Here is a 7,007-nt window from a genome sequence, read left to right on the forward strand (position 1 = left end):
TTTTTGCTCGCTTATAGCACTATCATCAAGTGATTATCCTATGTTAGCATCAGAATAATTTTTACATAGTGTTAACAACACATCACCATAACGTAAGGCAACAAGACCAATGAACTCTAAGATAGGTTATTATCTCTGCCAAGTGATCGGCACCTTACTTTTCTTCTCATTCATTGCTTGGGCGGGTATCTCCAGCCACATTGAAGAAGGGAAAGCGATTGATTTAATAGATGAGCTGCTAACCTTTATTAAACTTGTCACGCTGTCCTTCTTAATTTCACATTTTGTCGTTCGTGCTTATATTAAAAAACACTTAACGACCAAAGCTTCTACTTTTAAAGTCTATGGTGCTGCGGTTCTATGCGCTGCTACCGTTGGCATGATTGCACATACGATATTTGGTTTGGCATTTGGTGACGGTGAAAAAGCTTACCTTGCTTTTAGTAGCCTTTCGAAGAGTTTCATTGTTAACGGCTTATTTTTTACGCTTTGGAGCCTATTATATTTAGGCATTGGCTCGATTATTGATCGAGCTAGAATTAAACAACAATTAAAAGATCACGAGCTCGCCAGCTTAATGAATCAAATTAACCCACACTTTTTATTTAACTCACTCAATACTATTCGCGGTATGATTTATGAAGATAAAGAAAAATCCGCCGAGCTAGTCACTAAGCTCTCTACTTTGTTTCGCTATAATTTATCAAACGACACCAAAGCCCATACCAGTTTAGCTGGTGAGCTTGAAGTATGTCAGCATTACTTAGCCATTGAAGATATTCGTTTAGGCGATCGCTTAACACTTGCGTTTGATATATCTCCTGAAAGTAAAAACGCTAAAATCCCAACGATGGGCTTACTAACCTTAGTGGAAAATGCAATAAAACATGGCATTTCAAACTTACAACAAGGAGGAACTTTAGTGGTTAATAGCCGCGTTGAAGATAATAAGTTGTTAGTGCAAGTGAGTAATCCTTTTAAAAAACAGCTAGTAAAATCAGGCACGCAAGTGGGGATAAAAAATTTACAGCAACGTATTAGTCTTATATTTGGCACAGAAGGCATGTTAACTAACAATACTGATGAGGCAAACTATACGGTAAATCTAACCCTTCCTTATGAGCCTGTTTGATATTTTCGGCAACGCGCACTATTTTCGCAACTCGCACTAAGTTAAAGGCTGAGCTGCACTTTACATAATATTACCTCTTGTATCCGTTTCAGCTAAAACTAGCTGCTAGCGATTACTGACCATAGCTTACTGAACATAGCTTACTGAACATAGCTTACTAAACAATAGCTTACTGAACTCGTTTTAAGTTATTAAGACACTTTCTTGCATTAAGCGTCATTAGTTAACAAACATATCTGATAACGCCACTGATAAAGTAAGCTCAGGTTAAATTATCTTCCCTAACCACTCATCACTTTTTATAACCGTTTATCATTTTCCCGACGTTATCAATTTTAATCTCGATATTATAGCTCCATCAAATAGAGACCTGCCAAGCAAGTGCTTGACTTACAATTAACAATTAACAATTAACAATTAACAGGGAAGTCAAATGAAAATAATAACGTTATCAGATCTGATTGTCGGCGTGATCATGATGCTCGCTTGTATCTTCGATGGCTACAAAAGTGCACATATTGAAGCAACTACCGTAACCGCTTGCGATAGCTCTGCTGAGCGAAAAGCATCGGTAATAGTAAATAATAATCGTCACATAACATGCGCTAAGGTAGAAAGCGCTCACCTAATTAAGGAGGAGGACTAATGCCACTAATTATTATCCTCGTTGTGCTTATTGTCACGGCGCTGTAGCAGTTCAAACTAACATCAAAAAAAATTAACTTAAAAGTAAAAAATTAAACATTAAAAATAAATAGTAAGGAAATCATATGTCAGCAAATACAGACCCAAGTAATTTAGCAGCAAGTAGCGCTAACGCAACTGACGTTAACATCACTCAGGCTCAACCTAATAAACCATGGAGCGCTAGTGCCACATTAGGTCTTAGCTTTTTACTTTTCATTTTATACTGCCTATTAAGCGCTTTAATGCTAGGAGCTGTCTCTCTTTTTGAAACTGCAAATCCCCCCTCTTCCGATGCATTGATGATGGATGGTGACTGCTTGGCCATAAATTATCTCTTAACAGCACTAGCTTTATCCCCTTTCATTTTTTACTTTGCAGGTAAACGAAAACTAACTACTGCATCGGCTTACCTTGGTTTTGATAAGCTACCGAGTAAAAAAATGTTCATCAACTTTACCTTAGTTTTATTCGCCTATTTCGCCTTAACTTATGTCGCAAGCGAGTTTTTCGCCATCGAGATGCCGCAAAGCATGGTCGATATCTATCAAAGCACTGATTACCTTATTTTACTTTTTATTGTTGTTGTCATAGCTGCGCCAGTTTTTGAAGAAGTAGTATTTCGTGGCTTTATGTTCAAAGGCTTAAAGCACTCTCGTTTAGGTGTTATTGGAAGTATTATCATTACCAGTATTTTATTTACCTTACTTCATGGCGGCCAATATGAACTATCGGTACTCGTAATGTTATTTTCACTTGCCGTTATTTTAGGGGTAGCACGTCAGCGTAGTGGCGGTATTTACTTGCCAATTTACTTGCACCTAGTGAATAATTTAGTGTCTTCTATAGATTTGTATTTGACCTTAGGCTAAGGAGCAAACCTTTAACAACCTGTGTTAAATTATATTAAGTTACTGTTAATCTAAACTTAACTTAGCCAACTTAGAACGATATACTGGTTGGCTAAGTCCTTGTAAATATTTACAAGCACAGACTTAGCTTAAAAAAGACGTAATAGCGTTGACTTAAGTTGGTCATGATAATCAATCAACCTTTATCATGAATAAAGGCAAACATTACCAAGCGGATAAAATGTCTGAGTCAATAAAAAATAACCTCGCCTATTACCTTTGTCAGCTAATCGGTTTTGCCATCATTATGGTTTTTACTGCGATAGGGGTGCTCTCTATGCCTGGGCATGCTGATGAAGTAATGCCATTGCCTATAGCTAAAGAGATAATAAGATCTTTCTTGTCTTACTCCGTGACTGTATTACTGAGCCATTACTTACTGCGCTCTTACCATAAACACAGTCCATCAACGACATTTCTCGCCTACTTCAAGGTAATTTTACAGTGTGCAGTTATTGCGACCACAGTGGATAAGTGTTTATCTTTACTACTACAAACCCACACGCCTGATTTTTTTATTTATCAACATGGTTTACTCGTTGAGTTAGCGAGCTTAGTTTTATTCAATATTATTTTCTTCATGTTATGGAGTTTAATCTACCTCACTATTACTTCTATTCGCGACCGGAGAAAGTTGGCTGAACAACTTAAAAATCAACAATTAGCCAGTTTGATGAATCAAATTAATCCACACTTTTTATTTAACTCGCTCAATACTATCCGCGGTATGATTTTTGAAGATGAAGACAAAGCCGCCGAGCTAGTTACCCAACTATCAACCTTGTTTCGTTATAACTTATCAACCGACACCAAAGCCCATACAAGCTTAGGTAAAGAGCTAGCCGTATGTCAGCATTATTTAGCCATTGAAGACATTCGTTTAGGCGAGCGGTTACGTATTGAACTTAACAATTCTGATGAAAGCTTGCTTGCTAAAATTCCAACCATGGGGTTACTGACCCTCGTTGAAAATGCGATTAAACATGGCATTGCTAATTTGAAAGACGGTGGCACTTTAACACTTAATAGCCAAGTTAAAGCAGAGCAGCTCATTATTGATGTCATAAACCCATACCAAAGTGATTTAATCAAGTCAGGTACAAAAGTAGGTTTGAAAAACCTAACTCAACGTATTGGCCTTATTTTTTCAGGGCAAGGCAGCTTAAAACAAACCACCGATAATAATATTTTTCATGTCACTATGACTTTACCATACGAGCCAGTTAAAAATGGATAATCAATTAAATGCCATCATCATTGACGATGAACGCATGGCACGACAAGAGCTACTACGCTTATTAAAAAAACACCCGCATATTCATGTTGTTGCACAAGCAGAAAACATTGAACAAGGCTTTGATGCGATAGAAATACATCAACCTGATATTGTTTTTTTAGACATTGAAATGCCTGGCGGTACTGGCTTAACTTTAGCTGAAAAGCTACAGGGCAAATACCCCATTGTATTCTGTACCGCTTATGATGAATTTGCCGTTGACGCTTTTGCACTTAACGCGATTGATTACTTAGTGAAACCGGTAGTGCCTGAGCGTTTAGCCGACACTATTGTTAAGTTTACTGCGCACAAAGAAAAAGCCCATAAACTCAAGCAAGAGTCAGCGAATAAAAGCGCTGTAGATGAGGAAGAGTCACTACCACCAGAGCCAACGTTAGCTGACGACTTTAAGTTAATGGTTAAGTTTGGCGATCATATGAAAATCATTCGACTGGGAGATATTTTTCGCTTTGAAAGTATTGGAAATCATGCCGCTATTTATACTTCACAAGGTAAAGCATATATACATAGCTCATTAAATAAAATTGAAGCAAAGTTAGATGATAACACCTACTTTCGCGCCAGCCGTGTCGATATATTACGACTTGACGCTATTGAAAAGTTAGAGCAAACCATTAATTATGGCTTATTAGCACAGCTAAAAAATAATGTTGACGTAGAAATATCACGCCGTCAGGCAAGTAAGCTTAAAACGCAACTCGGCTTTCCGACATAGTCTGAGGTTGCGTGAAGTTAACTTAAGCTCATTGAGCAAACTGAGTGAGTTGGGTTAGTTGAATGAGTAACTCAGCTAATCTAACCCACACATCACTACAAGCACGTTACTACCAACTCAAACCTACACTCTAAATTCAGTAGACAATTCTTGTAAGTTAACCGCTAACAGAGCTTGCTCTTGTCCAACAACTTGTAATTGATTGGCATGCTCAGATGCTGATAACGTTGCTTCATTAATCGCAGTAATGGCGATATTTATCTCTTCTGTTGTCGCAGACTGCTCGGTAGCCGCGGTAGCAATTTGATCAATTCGACTATGAATATTACGCACTTCATTAATAATATTGCCAATAACCGCTTCAACTTCTGAAGCGCCGGTTGAAACCTCAATCGACTTATCTAAGCCGCGCTTAATCGCCTCAAATGCAGTTTCGGTCAGGGTTTTAAATTGACTTATAATCCCCTCTATTTCACTGGTTGAATCTTGGGTACGCATGGCAAGCGTGCGTACTTCATCAGCAACAACGGCAAAACCTCTTCCTTGCTCTCCTGCTCGTGCAGCTTCAATCGCCGCATTTAATGCTAACAAATTGGTTTGATCGGCAATTGACTTTATTACCGATACCACATTACCAATACTGGCGCTATTTTCATGAAGTTGTGAAATAACACCATTAATACCCTCTACCTCTGTTGAAAGCGCTTCAACTCCCAAAGTATTTTTTTGCACTATGGAGACCGCATTTACCGCGACATCATTAATTAAACGTACAATATCAGCTGTTTCAGTGGAGTTTCGAGCCACTTCTTGCACGGTAACCGACATTTCTTCACTGGCAGTTGCCACTTGCTCTGACTGGTTTTGTTGCTCTGCCATCATATTTTTATTATCTTCTAACACTTGGTTAGTTTCCTCAGAAACCGAAGCCAATTGCTCACTTGCTTTAGCTATTTCTTTCAAGGCACCTGAAAACTTAAGCAACATACTATTTAATGCCTGTGCAACAACCCCTAGCTCATCTTTAGTAATAATAGCTGTGCTCGCCGTTAAATCTTTCTGCTCCGAAACTATTTTCATGGTCGATGTAATAGCTTTAATCTGTCCGATAATTTGACGATATAACACTAAAACCAATAACAGAATAACAACACCAACAACCGATAGAATACTTAACAGGGTATAAAAGTGACTACTCGCTTTTTGCTTTATTGTGTTAGATATTTGCAGTAAATCATCGCTTAATCGTGATTCAACGTCTTTTAAAGCATTTATTCTCACAGTAGCACTTTCAAACCATTGGGTAGCATCGGTATTAAACTGCCCTTGAACAAACCTTTCATCTGCGATTTTTCTATACGCATCGACTTGTACCACCGCATTAATGTTCATTTTATTATGGTAAAAGCTCATATGATCTTTTGACGTTGAGTTTAAAAACGTTGACATAAAAGCCTGTTGCTCGGTCACTAATGATACAAACTTTTTATACCCGCCCTCAGAGAATTCATTAGCACTAAAAGTCGCGCTTAATACCGCGCGCTCAATACCTGCGCGCTCTTTAGAGGCAATAAAATTATAAAATGAAAAAAGATGTGCGGTTAAGTTAGCGTCACTTGAACTATTTGAGATACTTAAGACGGCTTCAATAAAAACCGTATTAATTTCAGTGTAATATTTAACGGTATCGGCTAAGGATATCGTTTGGCTGGCGACTTGTTTTCGAATAGTGTTGATTTGCGCTAATTTCGTTTTAGCGGTATTTAATTTAGCGCTTATGTTGAGGTCAAACTTTTGCTCATTAAAACGTGAAAAGTCACTTTGCCATGCAGCTATTTTACTGTCGGTAGCCGCATGTTGTTGTTTCAATATATCAGCAAAGGACTTTCCTTGTGAGGCGATAAAGCCTGCACTTGCTCCTCGCTCTTTTTGTAATTCATGTACTAAGGCACTGCCTGCAATTGAAAGGCGAGTTAAACTGCCCACTTTATCAGCTTCATCCATAACAGATTTATTTTTACTTAAATCGGCGACCGCTAAAACAAGCAAAACGATCGCAACAGGTACGATCATTAACGCTATTTTATATCGGATGGGAAGTTTTTTTAATAGCTCATTCATCATGGACACTCCATTGCTTTTTATTACAAGTGTAGAAGAACTATTTTAGTTATGTTTAAAAATACTGAAATGTTGACCTTATTTAATCTGAACTCGATGTATGGATATTTAAAAACTTGAAATATCAGTAAAAATTACTTTTATGAA

At 37.7% G+C, this 7,007-nt stretch carries 6 protein-coding genes; 5 read left to right on the top strand and 1 reads right to left on the bottom strand.

Annotated elements, in window-relative coordinates; all coding sequences use genetic code 11:
• Positions 1-109 precede the first annotated feature (109 nt).
• From KO495_RS05420 to KO495_RS05440, 5 genes are all read left to right on the top strand, one after another.
• On the top strand, positions 110-1,132 hold the full coding sequence (locus tag KO495_RS05420; protein ID WP_215979372.1) for a histidine kinase: 1,023 nt from the start codon (positions 110-112) through the stop codon (positions 1,130-1,132).
• Between the two features lie 433 nt (positions 1,133-1,565).
• Positions 1,566-1,778 carry a hypothetical protein gene (locus KO495_RS05425; RefSeq protein ID WP_215979373.1) on the top strand — a complete coding sequence of 71 codons (213 nt, stop codon included), beginning with the start codon at positions 1,566-1,568 and terminating at the stop codon, positions 1,776-1,778.
• Positions 1,779-1,902: 124 nt separating this feature from the next.
• Positions 1,903-2,688, top strand: coding sequence for a CPBP family intramembrane glutamic endopeptidase (locus tag KO495_RS05430; RefSeq protein WP_215979374.1), 786 nt, complete (start codon positions 1,903-1,905; stop codon positions 2,686-2,688).
• A 187-nt stretch (positions 2,689-2,875) separates the two neighbouring features.
• Complete coding sequence (locus KO495_RS05435; protein WP_215979375.1) at positions 2,876-3,964, top strand: histidine kinase; 1,089 nt, start codon at positions 2,876-2,878, stop codon at positions 3,962-3,964.
• Complete coding sequence (locus tag KO495_RS05440; protein WP_215979376.1) at positions 3,957-4,739, top strand: LytTR family DNA-binding domain-containing protein; 783 nt, start codon at positions 3,957-3,959, stop codon at positions 4,737-4,739. The genes KO495_RS05435 and KO495_RS05440 overlap by 8 nt, the downstream gene beginning before the upstream one ends.
• Positions 4,740-4,862: 123 nt before the next feature.
• Here the strand turns inward: KO495_RS05440 and KO495_RS05445 are convergent, their stop codons facing one another.
• Positions 4,863-6,863 (bottom strand): nitrate- and nitrite sensing domain-containing protein, encoded by a 2,001-nt coding sequence (locus tag KO495_RS05445; RefSeq protein ID WP_215979377.1) that lies wholly within the window; start codon positions 6,861-6,863, stop codon positions 4,863-4,865.
• Positions 6,864-7,007: the final 144 nt, after the last annotated feature.

It is taken from the genome of Colwellia sp. D2M02 (genome assembly GCF_018860755.1).
In the GTDB taxonomy this organism is placed as follows: Bacteria; Pseudomonadota; Gammaproteobacteria; order Enterobacterales; family Alteromonadaceae; genus Colwellia; species Colwellia asteriadis.